Origin of the sequence: Exiguobacterium sp. Leaf187 (assembly GCF_001423925.1) — a bacterium.
GTDB lineage: Bacteria > Bacillota > Bacilli > Exiguobacteriales > Exiguobacteriaceae > Exiguobacterium_A > Exiguobacterium_A indicum.
The window spans coordinates 150,525-166,087 of the sequence record NZ_LMPR01000004.1; the positions used below are offsets into that span (position 1 = coordinate 150,525).

Sequence of the window (15,563 nt, forward strand, 5' to 3'; positions counted from 1 at the left end):
TCATAGTCGAAAAGAGATATGGTAAGATAAAGGCAGTGTTATAGATCAGTTAAAGGGGAGATTCTCGGATGGAGACAACGATGACAGAGACAGTGCTTTCAGAGCGCCTTGAGACACAGCGTCACTTTTTCCAAACAGGTGCAACACGTAGTCTAGCTTTTCGCTTAAGCATGCTGACATTCTTACGCCAAGCGATTGAAACGCATGAAGCGGAGATCTATGAGGCATTAAAACAAGATCTCAATAAAGGACAGCATGATGCTTTTACGACGGAAATCGGTTTCGTTTATGGGGAGATTCAACGGATGGAGCGACAACTCCGTCGACTGGCACGCCCGAAGCGTGTCGCAACACCGCTTCTGCATATCGGCTCAAAAAGTGAAATCCAGTATGAACCCTATGGCAACGTTCTTGTCATCGCGCCATGGAACTATCCTTTCCAGCTGGCACTTGCTCCGGTCATTGGTGCGATTGCAGCGGGGAATACGGTCGTCCTTAAACCATCCGAGCTGACACCGAACGTCTCTCGTGTATTACGAGAAGTTTTTGAAACGGCATTCCATGAACGATTCGGAATCGTCATAGAAGGAGATGCTGAAGTCAGTAGCGCTTTATTAAACGAACGCTTTGATTATATCTTCTTTACGGGTTCCACACGCGTCGGAAAAATCGTGCATCAAGCTGCAGCGAAGCATTTGACACCGGTCACACTTGAACTGGGTGGTAAATCACCGACAATCGTTCACAAGGATGCGGATCTTCGTCTAGCAGCGAAGCGGATCGCATGGGGAAAATGGCTGAATGCCGGACAGACATGTATCGCCCCGGATTACGTATTGATTCATGAGGACGTTAAAGAACGTTTCTTGCAGTTGATTGAAGAAGAAGCCTTCAAACAGTATGGGAATGGCGTCGGCGTCTCATCCTACGTCAAAATCGTATCGGACGATCATCTGAATCGCCTCAGCAGTTACTTGTCGCAAGGGACGATCGAATTCGGTGGACAAGTCGATCCGGAAACGCGTAAGATGGCGCCGACCGTCATGACGAATGTAGCGGTGGATGCTCCAGTGATGCAAGACGAAATCTTCGGACCGATCCTGCCGGTGTTGACCTACCGTGAAATCGAAGAGGTCATCGCGTTCGTCAATAATCGTGACAAACCGCTTGCACTTTATCTGTTCACAGAGAACAAAGCCGTCGAACATCGTATCCTTGAACGGATTTCATTCGGTGGTGGATGTGTCAATGACACATTGATGCACGTCGCACAACATCACTTACCATTTGGTGGAGTCGGGGCGAGTGGCATGGGTGGATATCATGGCAAGTATAGTTTCGAGACGTTCAGCCATCGTAAAGGAATCGTCAAAAACACGACGACTTTCGATTTACCTTTCCGCTACATGCGAACAAATAGCAATTCCAAATGGATGCGCTTTTTGTTATGATGAGCTGTATTGAATACGTGGTATGAGAGGGATTTTGATTGTGAAGAAGAAATTAATTCGACTCATGAAAAAAACAGGTATGGTGGAGCGAAGTCTTCGGGTCATGATGCGAATCTTCACCTTATTTCCGGTACGGAAAAATCGTGTCATGTTTGAAAGCTTTTTGGGCAAACAGTACAATGATAGTCCTAAAGCCATCTACGATGAGTTGAAAAAGATGAACGTTGACTTAGAATTGATCATCAGCAAACAACGCGGTGTTTCTATGACGGATGAACAGGTGACATCTGTGAATAGGATGACGATCAAATGGATTTTTTTATTAGCTACTTCTCGCGTTTGGGTGTCCAATAGTCGCCTTCCTTCATGGCTAGTAAAACGAAAAGGTACTCTATATTATCAAACATGGCACGGAACGCCACTCAAAAAATTAGCGCTTGATATGGTGGATGTCCGAATGGCGAACACATCAACTGATCAATATAAAAAAGATTTTGTAAAAGAATCAGCAAAATGGGATGTCCTTCTCTCTCCGAACGCATACTCGAGTGAAATTTTTAAAAGAGCGTTTGGATACGAAGGAAAAATGTTAGAAATCGGATATCCTAGAAACGATGTGCTGTACCAAAATGAAAAACATGAAAGTATTATTGAGCGGGTAAAGGCACATTATCAAATAGAAACCGATAAAAAGATTATTTTATATGCTCCAACATGGAGAGATGATGATTACGTTGAGCAAGGAAACTACTCATTTACGTTACCTTTCTCCATTGAACGATTTGAGGAAGAATTTGGAGATGAGTATACAATGCTTGTACGACTCCATTATCTTGTTGGCGATCAATTGGATTTGAGTGCTGTCTCAGCGATTAAGAATGCCTCTAGATATCCGGAAATTTCTGAGCTATACTTAGCGGCAGATATCTTGATAACGGATTATTCCTCAGTGATGTTCGATTATGCGCACTTAAAACGTCCGATGCTATTCTACACCTATGATCTCAAACATTATCGTGATCATCTAAGAGGATTCTATTTTTCTTTTGAGGAAGAAGCACCGGGTCCGTTGATTCAAGAAGAGCAAATTCTTTTTGAAGAAATCAGACAGATCGAGTCGTGGGAGCGACGATTCGATTTGAAAAGTGAAGCATTTCGTCGTCATTATTGCGAATGGGATGACGGTCACGCAGCACAAAGAGCTGCGCTGGATATCTTAGAGAATATTAAATAAACGGGGAGTGTTTTTAGATGAAGAAGGTCATTACGTACGGTACATTTGATTTGTTACATTGGGGACATATCAATATTTTACGTCGCGCTAAAGAAATGGGAGATTACCTCATCGTGGCAATTTCGACAGATGAATTCAATCGTCTTAAGCATAAACAAGCGTACCATAACTATGAGAATCGTAAATTAATCTTAGAAGCAATTCGTTATGTGGATGAAGTCATTCCAGAGAACAACTGGGAACAAAAAGTAGAAGACGTTCAAAAACATAATGTTGATGTATTCGTTATGGGTGACGACTGGAAAGGTGAATTCGACTTCTTAAAAGACCATTGTGAAGTCGTTTACTTGGAGCGCACTGAAGGAATTTCAACTAGCCAAATTAAGAATGAGCTAGGCTCGAATTAATGGATGAAGAGACCTCGCGGGAGTGAGGTCTCTTTTTTAAGGGAGTCACTAAATATGCGTTCAATGATTATTTCGATCTATTTATTTATCTTTCGAATAGTCTATCAACTATTTTGTTTTTTACCCATTCAAGAAAAGACGTTATTTTGGATGAGCTATGGTGAAAATGCTATGCCAATACATCTTCGCTTAAATCAACGAAACAACCAACAAAAGCAAGTTCTTATCTTCGACGAACGCTATATGCGGGCGACAGATTGTTGGAATGTCAGTCGCAAAATTGCTTATCATCCAATGCGATTGATTACGATTTCTTATCATTTAGCTACTTCTCGTCATGTTTTTTTAGATAATTATATTGGAGAATTCAGCGTTTCCTCTACTCGAAAAAATACAAGGCGGATTCAATTGTGGCATGCCGCTGGAACGTTAAAACAGTTTGGGCTGACCTCATCGAAAACTCGTTCGATGTCCACGTCGACACAGAAACGATTTCGACGTGTCTATCAAGAATACGGAGATTTTATTGTTCCAGGAATGCGGTGTGCTGAACAATTCATGATGCCGCACGATTTAGAACGATCCCACTTTAAAGCGTTCGGCATGCCACGAACGGACTATTGGTTTGATGAGGAGCAACGAAAACAGAAAACAGTGGAATTAAGAAAACAATACGCAAAGACTGATCGTCGGATCTTATTGTATGCACCGACATACCGGGAATACAAAGAAACAGAAGATCATACGATTCAACAGTTTGAAAAACTTGCTCAAGCGGGATGGACGATTCTCGTTAAATTGCATCCGACGATTCAAGCGCTTTCGACCTATCGTTCTAGCCATATCCATCTTGTGGACGATACGTATTCAATCAATGATTACTTGCTGATCACAGATGTGCTCGTAACTGATTATTCCTCCATTCCATTTGAAAGCTGTCTCCTCAACATTCCGGCGTTCCTGTACACACCGGATATCGATACATATCGACAACTACCAGGTCTCGTCGATCAGTATCCGAAACCATTGCCTGTGCGACAGACGGAGCGAATGGAACAATTGATGGATTGGATCATGTCTGAGACGATACTAGAAGAGTGCCGTCAGCACATGGAGGAATTTCAAACGAGTTGGTATGATCATCCCCCTGGTCAAGCAGTGGAACGCATCGTTGATCATTATTACGGAGATATATGATACTCAATCTGACGATTGCTTTAGTTTTAGAAAGCGGTCGTCAGATAAATTTTCGAAAACAAATGTGAAACATTGAACAAAGTTTGACAATCTTTTGAAAATCCATTCTTTTCGACTGTGATGTTCTATACTAAAAGCAGAAGAAGAGGAGAGGAGAAATGGATATGCTAACTTGTGGAACGACTGAAGCCAATACGTTCGTCTTATCACCCGAAACGCGAACGTTGCTTGAGAGCTTCATGACAGAAACGACGTTCAAAAAGGATTCCATTGTCTGTTGGGAAGGGGAAATGAACGATAAGTTGTTTTATGTGAAACAAGGAGGCGTCAAACTATCGAAGTTGACGAAAAAAGGCAGTCCATTACTCATGTTTTTATATTTCAAAGGAGATTTGTTTGGCGAATTTGATGTAGGAGAAGCTTTTCCGAGTTCCTACAGTATTGAAACGATGGAAGATAGCATCATCGGATTCTTATCGAAAAACCAATTAGAAGAGCTTATGAAAAAAGACGGTGCCTTTGCGCTTGAGATCATGCGATGGCAAGCATTAATGCGGAAGCAAACGGAAACGAAATTACGTGACTTACTACTGTTTGGAAAACCAGGGGCATTAGCTTCGACGTTACTTCGCTTGATTGCGATGGAAGGGGAACAAGTGGGAGAAACGTATCGTCTTGCGAAGCGACCATCCGACGGTGAGTTTGGTCAATTGATTGGTGCACCACGTGAGACCGTTAATCGTATGTTTTCTCAGTGGAAAAAAGAAGGGGTCGTTTCGATGACAGCAAAAGAAATCACCATTCACGATCCGCAATATCTACGGGATCTGTGTCATTGTGAAGGGTGTCCAGCAGGTGTTTGTCGAATTTAATAAGATGTACGAATCATCCCGACGCGAAACAGGACTTTCCTGTCTCGCGTTATTTTTGTGTATAAAATTTTTTTCTACGCTCGTTTAGATGTGAACTTTCTGTGTGTTTTCGAAATGAAAAGTGCGGAATTTTCATATTTAAAGTGATATTTATCACAGTTTCCAGACTTGCTGAATTCTTACAATAAAGACAAGTTCAGAGTAGGAAAGGAGTAATCACGATGAGTCAAAAGACAGAAACGAACCTAAAAGGAACATTCGTTGCCGTCCTGATCGTAGCAGGTGTCATCATCGGGATGTGGAGTTCAATCTTTCTATTGTTCATATCACGTTAAGGAGGAATCACGATGCACATTCATCGTTTAGAAAAAATCTGGCTGATCTTCGGAGTAGCGATGCTCGCGATCTTCTTGACGATCATCGGTATATCCGCTTTTGCATCCGGAAATCAACCGCCATCCGATGCGACATTGATTGATCCGACGAAAGTCGATCAGACGAAACCGTTTGATAAGCCAGGACTAAAGAAAATTGATGACAACCGATATGAAGCGGTCATCGTTTCACAAGCTTTTCAGTTTACACCCAAAGATATGGTCATACCTAAAGGGGCGACAGTCGATTTTCTCGTGACATCGAAGGACGTCGTTCATGGATTTGAAATCGTTAAGACGAACGTCAATATGATGGTCGTTCCCGGACATATTAATTCGATTGAGTATACGTTCAAGGAAGCAGGCGAATATCTCATCGTCTGTAATGAATATTGTGGTAATGCCCATCATATGATGGCAACGAAAATCAAGGTGGTGGAATAAGATGAATGCTATATCAAATAAACTAAGACAGTTCGAGATGGAGCGTGGTCTACCCGCTACCGTCATCGGAGTCAAGGAAGCGAAACTGGCCTTTGCACATGTTAGTTTTTCACTTGTCGCCTTATTGATCGGTGGTCTATGTGGATTACTACAAACGATGGTACGGACAGGTGCCATTCCAGAAATCGCTGGAATCGGATACTATGAGCTTCTGACTGCCCACGGATTGATGCTTGCAATCGTCTTTACGACGTTATTCATTTTCGGATTATTGTTCTCATTTTTAGGTCAATCGTTCGGACGCTTCGAAGAGTTTCCGCGACGTCTCGGATGGGTCGGGTTCTGGTTCATGATTCTTGGTGTCGTCCTCGTCACGTGGATGGTGCTTGCAGGTGAAGCTTCCGTCCTCTATACGTTCTATGCACCACTCAAGGCACATCCTGTTTTTTATATCGGACTCGTCATCTTCGTCGTCGGAACGTGGATCGCGTCTGGTGCCATGTTCCGAATGTATGCTGATTATAAGCGGGAACACCCTGGTGTTCATCCACCGCTTCAAGCCTACATGAGCATTATGACTGCCTTGTTATGGGTGGTTGCGACACTCGGCGTAGCGGCAACGATTCTCTTTCAACTTCTTCCTTTATCTCTTGGTTGGACGGATAAGGTCGGGATCGAGCTATCTCGGACGCTATTTTGGTACTTTGGTCATCCGCTCGTCTATTTCTGGTTGTTACCTGCCTACATCGTCTGGTATACGGTCATTCCGAAAATCGTTGGTGGGAAGATTTTTTCTGACGCGTTAGCACGCATGTCGTTCTTGTTATTCCTACTCTTTTCATTCCCTGTAGGTTTTCACCATCAATTGTTAGAGCCAGGGATTTCTGCATTTTGGAAGTATGTCCAAGTCGTCTTGACATTCCTCGTCATCATTCCATCATTGATGACTGCCTTCTCGATGTTTGCGACATTTGAGCTAGCAGGTCGCCGTAAGGGAGCAACTGGCATATTTGGTTGGGTGAAGAAAATGCCATATCGGGATGTCCGGTTCCTTGCACCGTTCATCGGGATGTTGTTCTTCATTCCAGCAGGTGCAGGTGGTGTCATTAATGCATCGCATCAGCTGAACATCATCGTTCATAACACATTATGGGTTACGGGACACTTTCATATCACGGTCGGTGCTGCTGTCGCACTAACGTTCTTCGGAACAGCCTACTGGCTTGTCCCGCTCTTACGTGGTCGGACGTTAACAGCGGCAATGAATCGTCTTGGACTTATTCAAACGGCTGCCTGGACGATCGGAATGCTCTTCATGTCGACTGCGATGCACATCTCAGGATTACTCGGTAATCCACGACGGACGGGACCAGCCACCTACTTCAAGGATTCAATCGTCGCTGACTGGATTCCATATCATGTCGCAATGGCGATCGGCGGAACGATTTTATTCATCTCGATTCTGCTATTCCTCTATGCGATGTTCCAACTGGCCTTCCGAGCGCCAAAAGGAACGGAAGAATTTCCGATTGCTGAAACGGAAGAAGAGGCGATGGCAACGCCACTCTTCTTTGAAAATTGGAAGCTATGGATTTTCGTGACGTTCGCTTTGATTGCGTTTGCGTACACGGTACCGATTTGGCATATGATTGAAAATGCCCCTCCAGGAGCTCCCGGATGGAGACTCTGGTAAGACAGTGAAGAGGGGACTGACTCAAAAAAAGAATGACGCGTCATTTCACGCCCTTTCCTCAGGCGAGACAAAGCCCCCCTTTCCTACTTCATTTAAGCAAGAAAGGGGGGCTTGTTTGTCTCTGACAACGCATAAATGCGCTTTTCCTGTAGGAGTTGCGTGTGACGCGTCATTCTTTTTATTACGAGATAAGGGAGGCAGATCATCAATCTGCCTCCCTTATCTTTGTAGAGACTGACTTTTGAGTCAGCCCCTTATTTGCGTGAGCTTAAGGAATAAGTAATGAAGGGCTAAATCTTATTTGACGAGATTATGCTTGAAGGCATAGACGACAGCTTGTGTACGGTCTACGACATCGAGTTTCGATAAGATGTTCGAGACGTGTGTCTTAACGGTTTTTAAGGAAATGAATAATTCGTCTGCGATTTCTTGGTTCGCCATACCACGAGCCATCAATTGAAGAACTTCCTGCTCACGTTCCGTCAAATCGTCATGCAAGTGTGTCGTAGGACGACGAAGACGTTCCATCATTTTACCGGTCACTTGTGCTGCCATGACAGATTGACCGTTTGCCGTCTTGCGAATCGCTTCTGCGATGTCAAAGGCGCTAGCCGTTTTTAAGACATAACTCATCGCACCGGCTTCAATGACAGGATAAACTTTCTCATCATCAAGAAAACTCGTCACGACGAGAATTTTTGCTTCCGGCCAGTCTTTGCGAATCAGTCGCGTTCCTTCGACGCCATCGACTGGCTCCATCACTAAATCCATCAAGATGACATCCGGTCGGTGTTCAAGCGCAAGCAAGGCTCCTGCTTGACCATCCGACGCTTCGGCGACGACCTCGATGTCTGGTTGTGTGGAAAGGAAAGCAGACACACCGGCCCGGACCATCTCGTGATCATCTACTAATAATACGCGTATCATACTTGCACCATCCGATCTTTTCTAAGTTTGACTTCGATTTGGGTTCCTTGTCCTGGAACACTGACGAGACGAATCGTTCCGCCCATCTCAGCCGTTCGTTCCCGCATCGAATTAATGCCATAAGAGGCAAGTTTTTTTTCATCAACGACGAATCCAACACCATCATCATTCATGCTCAGAATGATCGTTTCGTTGAATTGTCGGAGCTCGATATCCATATGAGACGCTTTCGCGTGACGTAATGCATTCGTCAATCCTTCTTGGACGATCCGGAACAACTCGTTTTCGATTTGTCGTGGAAGTGTCATCTCTTCTAACTTCCAACTCAACTGTGTGGACTGCTTTCTAGATAATTCTTCGAGCAGTTGCGAAAGTCCTTGTTGTAACGTCATCCCTTCTAGTTCGACAGGGCGAAGCTGAAGTAAGAGGGAGCGCATTTCAGACTGCGCCGTTTGCGCCATCGTCTCGACCATCTCGATCTGTTTGGCTGCAGCTTCAGGTTGAGACAGAATCGTCTGTTTAGCTGCTGTCGTCATCATGGAGATGGCATAGAGCTGTTGCGAAACGGAGTCGTGTAAATCACGTGCGAGTCGCTTTCGTTCCTCCGTGACGGCTTGAACTCTTACTTGTTCAACGTGTTGCGGACGTGTACTGATTTTTTGGACGGTCTCGACTTGTTCGTCGATACGTTTTCCAATCCGCGACAAGCGCGTCAACGTATGAAAGTAGGGACCCGGAACGATCGTCACATCTTTTCCTTGTTCCAGTTCAATGATGGCAGTCGTGACACGTTTGAAGTCACGTCGCAAGAAAAAGTAATGCATGCTACCGATGGCAAGCGGTAGTAATAACGAGAGTCCGATGACGAGTAGAAGGACAGGGAAATCTTGTTGACGGACGAATAGGACATGCCAATCGACTTGTCGTGTACTTAAGAATAACAACGTCGTCATGACGGCAGTCAAAAAGCCCGTCATGACTTGGAGTGCAATGACACCAAGCGGGAATTGATCACGCTTCATATCGAAGACACCTCCACGTTGCCAATACCGAGCATGACATGAATGCGAACCTTCCGCGTCGCTTCGCCGTATTCCGGTGCCCGGAATTGAATGCGTCGATTAAAGAAGGTCGGAATCCGGCGGATATCTGTCTTGACGCTTCCGAAGCCGATTGACGTGTCGAGTGTATAGTCGTAGCCGGACGGTAAAAGAATTCGGACGTCCCCGACGACACCACTGACGACGATCAAGGTCTCGCCTTCTGGAACATAGGCGTGCGTCAAATCGATTTCTAAATCCTTGACGATGAACTGTTCGCTCAAATCCTGTAAGACGTACGGTACATCGGCTTGAGTCGAGAAGGAATAAGCGGGTTGAATCTTGATCCCTTCCTCTTCATATTGATGCGGAGCAATCCGTGAAAATAAAAATTCGCGGACAGAATGTCGTGTCACGAGAATGATCCCAAGGTAGAGCAAGATACCAGCAATGACAAAACCGATGGCAGCCGAACTAAGGACGACGCCAGCAAGAATGATCGTACCGACGATGTAGAAGAGGATTGCTAATTTTTCATGATTGCGTCGCCGGAAATGAATCCCGACATAATACAGCAGGAACGGAAATAAGACACCAAACAATACATTTCCTGCACCGGACAATAGGTCATAGAACAGACCGAGGGCGAACAGGATCGATACGTAACCGACCAGTTGTTTCGTACTTAATCGTCGCACGATCAATCTCCTTTCTAACATGACAAAGGGAGGCATACGCCTCCTTCATCATTGACTGCTTATTGGTGAATGCGGCGTTCGAGTTCAGCGATACGCGCATCGATATCATCTTCATCAACGGCTGGTTGTTTTGCTTCAGGCTCTTCTGCCGTGAACGGATGTGCTTCTTCTTTTATAGTAGCATTTGGTTCGCGATCTAGCACCTGGTTCATCTTGTTTTTTAAGTTCGAGACGTTTTCGCGCATCATCCATTCGTACCGTTTGTTTTGTAGATCTTCGAGCTTTAACTTCAATTCGAGGGCTTCACGTTCCAATTCGTTCAGCTCGCGTTTCGTCTCAGCGACGAGTTCTTCAAAGAACCGGTACTGCTCCCCGTAATGCTTCGATTCGATGGCTGCACGCTCAGCCAGTTGTTGTTCACCGGCTTCGTTCGCGATTTCGACTTGCTTGAAGCGTTTATCGGCTAAATCCTTCGCTTCTTCCTGTTTTTGTGTCAGTTCCAGCAGCAATGTCCGTTGACGCTCGAGTAGTCGATCAATCTCTTTTAAATCAGCTTCTGTTGATCGGATATGACGAACAAGTTTCTTAGCAGGTACTTCGCCCTGTTCAGCAGCTTTTTTGACTTCTGTCATCATTTGTGTCGCAAAATCGTTGAGTTGATCAAATACGTTTTTCATGAAAAAATTCCTCCTTGGAAGTGGCGAATGATATCGGGTCACACATTTTGATTAGAAACGTTTTTCGTCTAGGTCTTTCCAGTCTGCTTCGAAATGTGTCGTTGATGTACGGCGACGGTTAAAGAGATCTTGAACATTGACACGTTGTAGTTTCATACGCATGTAACCGACGTACAATGCGATGGCTGCTGCGATTCCGATGACTGCCCAGATGTTCGAGAGGGCAAGCCCGATTCCGATGGCTGCTAGGAATCCGAAGCCGAGTTTCGCTGGCCATTTGTTCGACTGCATGAACTTACTGATCGAATAGAACGCGAGTAACGCCCCTAAACCAAGTCCGATCATATGCGGTAATGTTCCGATGACGACGGCAAGTAACGCCAGTCCGGCGAGAATCATCACCAGTTGTTTTCCTTTCGATTGCTTCATGAGGAAGCCTCCCTTGTGTTGATACCTTTATGATACGGGAGTCCTTCTATTCCTACGACACTCTTTGGACCGTATTTGCTCTCGGGCTTAAGGCGGAGAGAAGGTCTGACTTTAAGGGAAGCGCTATCAGCACCAATGATTCATGTGATACTCTATAAGGGAATCGAATCGAGAGGAGTGATGTTGATGAGTGCAACAATCAACGTAAACCAAGTAACATGTGTCGGAAACCAGGGAGGGGTTTCCCTCCCTTAAATCAGAGGAGGAAACCATTTGAACGAATGGGGTACACCACCTGTCTACGAAACGACAGGAACAGAACGATTAGGACGGATCATAGCCGTCTATCAAACACATTATCGCGTCATGACGGAAACAGGAGAATCGCTGAGCGAACTGTCTGGTAAATTGCGTTTTCAATCGGGAACGAAAGCTGAATTGCCAGCGGTTGGTGACTGGATCATCCAAACAGAGCGAGAGCCAGGCAAAGGACGGATCGAACGTGTCTTGCCACGATCTTCTCAATTTTCCCGAAAAGCGGCAGGAACGGAAACCGAGGAACAAATCATCTGCGCGAATGTTGACGTCGCCTTGCTCGTCATGGCTTTTGGACATGACTTCAACGTCCGTCGACTGGAACGTTATTTAACGGTTGCTTGGGATGCAGGGGTGACACCAATCATCGTCCTGACGAAAAAAACTTTGATGCCGTCGATTGAAACGGAAATACAGGCTGTCGAAGCGATTGCGTTCGGAACACCAATCCTTGCCGTTGATTCTTTAACTGGTGACGGATTAGAGGAGTTGCGTGAACAGTTACAAATCAAGCAGACAATCGTGTTAGTTGGGTCGTCCGGCGTCGGGAAGTCGACGCTCGTCAATGCTTTAGCTGGAGAACAGTTAATGGAGACGGGTGGCGTACGAGAAGACGATGAACGTGGACGTCACACGACGACACATCGCGAACTGAAACGACTATCGAACGGTCTATTGCTTGTTGATACACCGGGGATGCGAGAATTGGCCTTATGGGATGGCAGTGACGGTTTATCGTCGACGTTTTCCGATATTGAGGAGCTTGCTGAAAACTGTCGTTTCCGAGACTGTGAACATGATAAGGAACCGGGCTGTGCCGTTCGGACAGCTTTAGAAGATGGCACACTAACTGCTGAACGCTGGAATAGCTTCGTCAAGCTAAAACGAGAAATCGCTTATGCGGAACGCAAGCAAAATGTGGCGTTGCAGGCGGCGGAGAAAGAAAAGTGGAAAAAAATCCACAAGCAGGCCCAAGCGCATACGAAAGTGAAGTATCAAAAGCGATAATACGACTGAAATATGAAAAGCATCTGCAACGGAAAAAGGAGTCTCTTTTTCTATGCAGATGCTTTTTTCTCGTTATTCTTTTGAAAGGAATTCATTTGGTTCTGTATGGAACGGCACGTTACCCGTCAACGCATCAAGACGATGTAAGTCGGATTGAATCGCTTCAGGGTCACTTCGGCGCGCGTTTCGTACCGTGGCCGTTCCGACCGGATGATCGTTGAATCCAGTCGTTAAATCAAACGTCCGATTCGACAGCCGATCAGTAAAATAACGATCGTGGGAGACGAAGAGGAGCTCACCAGGGAAAACATCGAGGGCGGCTTCGATTTGTTCACGAGTCGCAAGGTCCAAATAGTTCGTTGGTTCATCGAGAATAAGCAAGTGAGCACCAGAAAAATACAGGCGTAAGAAAGCAATCCGACATTTCTCACCCATACTGGCGTCGGAAATCGACCGGTAAACATCATCGCGACGGAATAAAAAACAGGCGAGCAACGTCCGGGCGTCCGTCTCACTCATCGTGCCGTACTCAAGTAATGCCTCTAACAACGTACCTGATGTCGGTAAGTGGGAAAGGGCTTGTGAAAAATAGCCGGTCTTCAATCGAGGATGACGGATTATGTTCCCTTGATGAGGAGCATATTCGCCCTCAATGAGACGCAGTAAGGTCGTTTTCCCGCTTCCATTCGGTCCGATGACAGCAATTCGGTCGCCACGTTCTACCGTAAACGAAACATCCTTTAGGATCGGTTTCGTCTCATGCCTAAACGAGACACGTTCGAACGAAATCAGTCGTTTCGCACGAATCGCTTCATGTTCGAATGCGACGTGAACAGTCGGTGCAACTTGTGGTTTTTGTACACGATCCTCGAGTAGACGCTCGAGTTGCTGCTCTTTTGCCTTGACCTTCGTCGCATGTTTAGCAGCCTTCTTTTTCGCATACGGATCCCGTTCACTCGCTTGATTCGAGGCTTTTTGATGCCATTGCCGGTATCCTTGAATCATGCGTGTCAGCTCTTTGCGGGTGCGTTCTTGTTTTTCGTACGCTCGTTGTTGCGACAGAGCTTGATGTTCCTTTTGTTCTTTATAGGACTGATAGTTTCCGTTGTATCGCGTTGCCCCTGATTCAGATAATTCAATGACGGCATCAGCTGTTGCGTCGATGAAGAATCGTTCGTGTGAGACGTAGAGAATCGAGGTCCGTGACATGTTGACCCATTCCGTGAGCCACTCGAGCGTCTCTTGATCCAGATGATTCGTCGGTTCATCGAGAATGATGAAATCAGGTCGTGACAGAAGCAGGCAGGCAAGTTGGAGGCGCGTCTGTTCACCACCGCTTAAACTGGATGCTTTGTGTGTCCAGAGTGCTTCCTCTAATTTGACTTCTTTTAAGACGCGTGCTGCATCTGCTTCAAGCGAGAAGGCGTCCTGATCGAGTGCTTGTTGATAGATCGTCAAGTCACCATTCATGGCATTAGCGCGAAGTTGATAACGAACCGCATCCGCTCTTTCGACGACATCAAGAACGGTGTGATCGCCCGCTACGAAGTGTTGTGATAGTAGACCGAGTTTTTTGTAATGACGCTTGATCGAACCGTCAGTCGGCTGAAGTTGGTCAGCGATCAAGTGTAACAGTGTCGTTTTTCCGATGCCGTTCGGACCGATTAAGGCGACATGTTCACCGGTATGAATATGAAAAGAAACGTCCGAGAAAAGACGTCGTTCGTCGTAGTCCATCGATAGGTGTTGGATCGTAAGTGTTTCAGTAGGCATAAAAGCAGCTCCTTTAGTGTTCATTTCCGATAAGATGAAATGAAAAACACACCATCCGAAGCGAGCGGATGGTGTGCCGGAGTGTAACTCAAAGAAGGTGCTGGCCAGAGGTTGGTCACACCGAAATAGAGCAGACTCGTAGCGTCAGACATCCGCAACTGCATTGCGAAAGAGATGATTTCATTCATCAAGCGACGTGTACGAGTGATTGCTTCATTTCGGTGTTGTACCTCCTGTTCATAGTCTATGCCGTCATTGTAACAAACTGGAAACGTTAACACAAGTACGATTCAAGTAAGGTTTGCGCAGTATCCGTTTCTTCTGATGAAGGGGGAAGCACATCAGTTAACGGATATGCGAGACCGAGGTTTTCCCACTTATAGACACCGAGTTGATGATACGGGAGTACTTCAACGCGCTCGACGTTTCCGAGCGTCCGGATGAACTCGCCGGTCTGACGGAGGAAATGTTCCGACATCGTAATACCTGGAACGAGAACGTGGCGAATCCAGACGGGAATGTTTCGCTCGGCTAGGCGTTTTGCGAAGGCGAGTGTATTGGCGTTACTCCGTCCAGTCAAGACGCGACAAGCGGCATCGTCGATATGTTTGATATCGAGTAGTACCAAATCCGTCGCATCGAGAATCGCATCGATGTTTTTTGGGACGACGGATCCCGCGGTATCGATGACCGTATGCAGTCCATGGCGTTTTGCTTCTGTTAAAGCAGCCTCCAAGAATTCTGGCTGAGCGAGTGGTTCACCTCCAGAGAAGGTGATTCCACCACCCGTGGCCTCGAAAAAGGAGCGATAGCTGATCGCTTCTTTTACGACTTCGTCTGCTGAGACACGCCGTCCGCAACCGAACTCCCATGTATCCACGTTATGACAGTATTGACACCGTAGTGGACATCCTTGCGTAAAGACGATGAATCGAATGCCAGGACCATCGACTGTTCCACATGATTCAACGGAATGGATCATACCATAGGTCATCCTGCTCACTTCCTTTCACATACTACACAT

17 protein-coding genes are annotated in these 15,563 nt (G+C 45.8%); 9 read left to right on the forward strand and 8 right to left on the reverse strand.

Going from position 1 to position 15,563, the window contains the following annotated elements; genetic code table 11:
• Positions 1–68: 68 nt before the first annotated feature.
• The 8 genes from ASF99_RS01645 to ASF99_RS01675 all read left to right on the forward strand — a co-directional run bounded on the left by ASF99_RS01645 (position 69) and on the right by ASF99_RS01675 (position 7,672).
• Entirely contained in the window at positions 69–1,451 is a 1,383-nt protein-coding gene (locus ASF99_RS01645) for an aldehyde dehydrogenase (RefSeq protein WP_035398803.1), read from the forward strand.
• Between the two features lie 40 nt (positions 1,452–1,491).
• Positions 1,492–2,685, forward strand: coding sequence for a CDP-glycerol glycerophosphotransferase family protein (locus tag ASF99_RS01650; RefSeq protein ID WP_023467248.1), 1,194 nt, complete (start codon positions 1,492–1,494; stop codon positions 2,683–2,685).
• Between the two features lie 17 nt (positions 2,686–2,702).
• Positions 2,703–3,092: a glycerol-3-phosphate cytidylyltransferase gene (gene tagD / locus ASF99_RS01655; RefSeq protein WP_023467250.1), complete on the forward strand. Its 390-nt coding sequence runs from the start codon at positions 2,703–2,705 to the stop codon at positions 3,090–3,092.
• A gap of 63 nt (positions 3,093–3,155) precedes the next feature.
• The gene (locus tag ASF99_RS01660; protein ID WP_235515859.1) at positions 3,156–4,289 is read left to right on the forward strand and encodes a CDP-glycerol glycerophosphotransferase family protein; all 1,134 of its coding nucleotides are present in this window, start codon (positions 3,156–3,158) and stop codon (positions 4,287–4,289) included.
• A gap of 158 nt (positions 4,290–4,447) precedes the next feature.
• Positions 4,448–5,161, forward strand: a complete 714-nt coding sequence (locus ASF99_RS01665; protein ID WP_023467252.1) for a Crp/Fnr family transcriptional regulator — start codon at positions 4,448–4,450, stop codon at positions 5,159–5,161.
• A gap of 221 nt (positions 5,162–5,382) precedes the next feature.
• A complete protein-coding gene (locus ASF99_RS17190) occupies positions 5,383–5,496 on the forward strand; it encodes a cytochrome C oxidase subunit II (protein ID WP_156357177.1) in 114 nt (37 codons plus the stop codon).
• Positions 5,497–5,508: 12 nt separating this feature from the next.
• Complete coding sequence (locus ASF99_RS01670; RefSeq protein WP_023467254.1) at positions 5,509–5,979, forward strand: cytochrome c oxidase subunit II; 471 nt, start codon at positions 5,509–5,511, stop codon at positions 5,977–5,979.
• Position 5,980: 1 nt separating this feature from the next.
• Positions 5,981–7,672 (forward strand): b(o/a)3-type cytochrome-c oxidase subunit 1, encoded by a 1,692-nt coding sequence (locus ASF99_RS01675; protein ID WP_023467255.1) that lies wholly within the window; start codon positions 5,981–5,983, stop codon positions 7,670–7,672.
• Between the two features lie 297 nt (positions 7,673–7,969).
• Here ASF99_RS01675 and ASF99_RS01680 read toward each other — a convergent pair whose 3' ends face one another.
• Genes ASF99_RS01680 through ASF99_RS01700 form a run of 5 tightly spaced genes read right to left on the reverse strand, consistent with a single transcriptional unit; the run spans position 7,970 to position 11,443 of the window.
• Positions 7,970–8,599, reverse strand: coding sequence for a response regulator (locus ASF99_RS01680; protein ID WP_023467256.1), 630 nt, complete (start codon positions 8,597–8,599; stop codon positions 7,970–7,972).
• Positions 8,596–9,621 (reverse strand): sensor histidine kinase, encoded by a 1,026-nt coding sequence (locus ASF99_RS01685; protein WP_035398797.1) that lies wholly within the window; start codon positions 9,619–9,621, stop codon positions 8,596–8,598. The genes ASF99_RS01680 and ASF99_RS01685 overlap by 4 nt, the downstream gene beginning before the upstream one ends.
• Positions 9,618–10,337 carry a cell wall-active antibiotics response protein LiaF gene (gene liaF / locus ASF99_RS01690; protein ID WP_023467258.1) on the reverse strand — a complete coding sequence of 240 codons (720 nt, stop codon included), beginning with the start codon at positions 10,335–10,337 and terminating at the stop codon, positions 9,618–9,620. The genes ASF99_RS01685 and liaF overlap by 4 nt, the downstream gene beginning before the upstream one ends.
• 59 nt (positions 10,338–10,396) lie before the next feature.
• Complete coding sequence (locus ASF99_RS01695) at positions 10,397–11,014, reverse strand: hypothetical protein (protein WP_023467259.1); 618 nt, start codon at positions 11,012–11,014, stop codon at positions 10,397–10,399.
• A 51-nt stretch (positions 11,015–11,065) separates the two neighbouring features.
• On the reverse strand, positions 11,066–11,443 hold the full coding sequence (locus tag ASF99_RS01700; protein ID WP_023467260.1) for a lmo0954 family membrane protein: 378 nt from the start codon (positions 11,441–11,443) through the stop codon (positions 11,066–11,068).
• Between the two features lie 273 nt (positions 11,444–11,716).
• Between ASF99_RS01700 and rsgA the strand changes: the two genes are divergently transcribed.
• The gene (rsgA, locus tag ASF99_RS01705; protein WP_055966661.1) at positions 11,717–12,766 is read left to right on the forward strand and encodes a ribosome small subunit-dependent GTPase A; all 1,050 of its coding nucleotides are present in this window, start codon (positions 11,717–11,719) and stop codon (positions 12,764–12,766) included.
• Between the two features lie 72 nt (positions 12,767–12,838).
• Here the strand turns inward: rsgA and abc-f are convergent, their stop codons facing one another.
• The 3 genes from abc-f to pflA are packed head-to-tail and all read right to left on the reverse strand — an operon-like array spanning position 12,839 to position 15,533.
• Positions 12,839–14,539 carry a ribosomal protection-like ABC-F family protein gene (abc-f, locus tag ASF99_RS01710; RefSeq protein ID WP_055966666.1) on the reverse strand — a complete coding sequence of 567 codons (1,701 nt, stop codon included), beginning with the start codon at positions 14,537–14,539 and terminating at the stop codon, positions 12,839–12,841.
• Between the two features lie 20 nt (positions 14,540–14,559).
• Positions 14,560–14,820: a hypothetical protein gene (locus ASF99_RS17195; protein ID WP_156357178.1), complete on the reverse strand. Its 261-nt coding sequence runs from the start codon at positions 14,818–14,820 to the stop codon at positions 14,560–14,562.
• Positions 14,814–15,533, reverse strand: coding sequence for a pyruvate formate-lyase-activating protein (pflA, locus tag ASF99_RS01715; RefSeq protein ID WP_023467263.1), 720 nt, complete (start codon positions 15,531–15,533; stop codon positions 14,814–14,816). The genes ASF99_RS17195 and pflA overlap by 7 nt, the downstream gene beginning before the upstream one ends.
• Positions 15,534–15,563 lie beyond the last annotated feature (30 nt).

Excerpts from the sequence above, each read along its gene's own strand:
- ASF99_RS01645 (WP_035398803.1), top strand. The coding sequence starts at position 69 with ATGGAGACAACGATGACAGAGACAGTGCTTTCAGAGCGCCTTGAGACA.
- tagD (WP_023467250.1), top strand. The coding sequence starts at position 2,703 with ATGAAGAAGGTCATTACGTACGGTACATTTGATTTGTTACATTGGGGA.
- ASF99_RS01660 (WP_235515859.1), top strand. The coding sequence starts at position 3,156 with ATGATTATTTCGATCTATTTATTTATCTTTCGAATAGTCTATCAACTA.
- ASF99_RS01665 (WP_023467252.1), top strand. The coding sequence starts at position 4,448 with ATGGATATGCTAACTTGTGGAACGACTGAAGCCAATACGTTCGTCTTA.
- ASF99_RS17190 (WP_156357177.1), top strand. The coding sequence starts at position 5,383 with ATGAGTCAAAAGACAGAAACGAACCTAAAAGGAACATTCGTTGCCGTC.
- ASF99_RS01670 (WP_023467254.1), top strand. The coding sequence starts at position 5,509 with ATGCACATTCATCGTTTAGAAAAAATCTGGCTGATCTTCGGAGTAGCG.
- ASF99_RS01675 (WP_023467255.1), top strand. The coding sequence starts at position 5,981 with ATGAATGCTATATCAAATAAACTAAGACAGTTCGAGATGGAGCGTGGT.
- ASF99_RS01680 (WP_023467256.1), bottom strand. The coding sequence starts at position 8,599 with ATGATACGCGTATTATTAGTAGATGATCACGAGATGGTCCGGGCCGGT.
- ASF99_RS01685 (WP_035398797.1), bottom strand. The coding sequence starts at position 9,621 with ATGAAGCGTGATCAATTCCCGCTTGGTGTCATTGCACTCCAAGTCATG.
- ASF99_RS01695 (WP_023467259.1), bottom strand. The coding sequence starts at position 11,014 with ATGAAAAACGTATTTGATCAACTCAACGATTTTGCGACACAAATGATG.
- ASF99_RS01700 (WP_023467260.1), bottom strand. The coding sequence starts at position 11,443 with ATGAAGCAATCGAAAGGAAAACAACTGGTGATGATTCTCGCCGGACTG.
- abc-f (WP_055966666.1), bottom strand. The coding sequence starts at position 14,539 with ATGCCTACTGAAACACTTACGATCCAACACCTATCGATGGACTACGAC.
- pflA (WP_023467263.1), bottom strand. The coding sequence starts at position 15,533 with ATGACCTATGGTATGATCCATTCCGTTGAATCATGTGGAACAGTCGAT.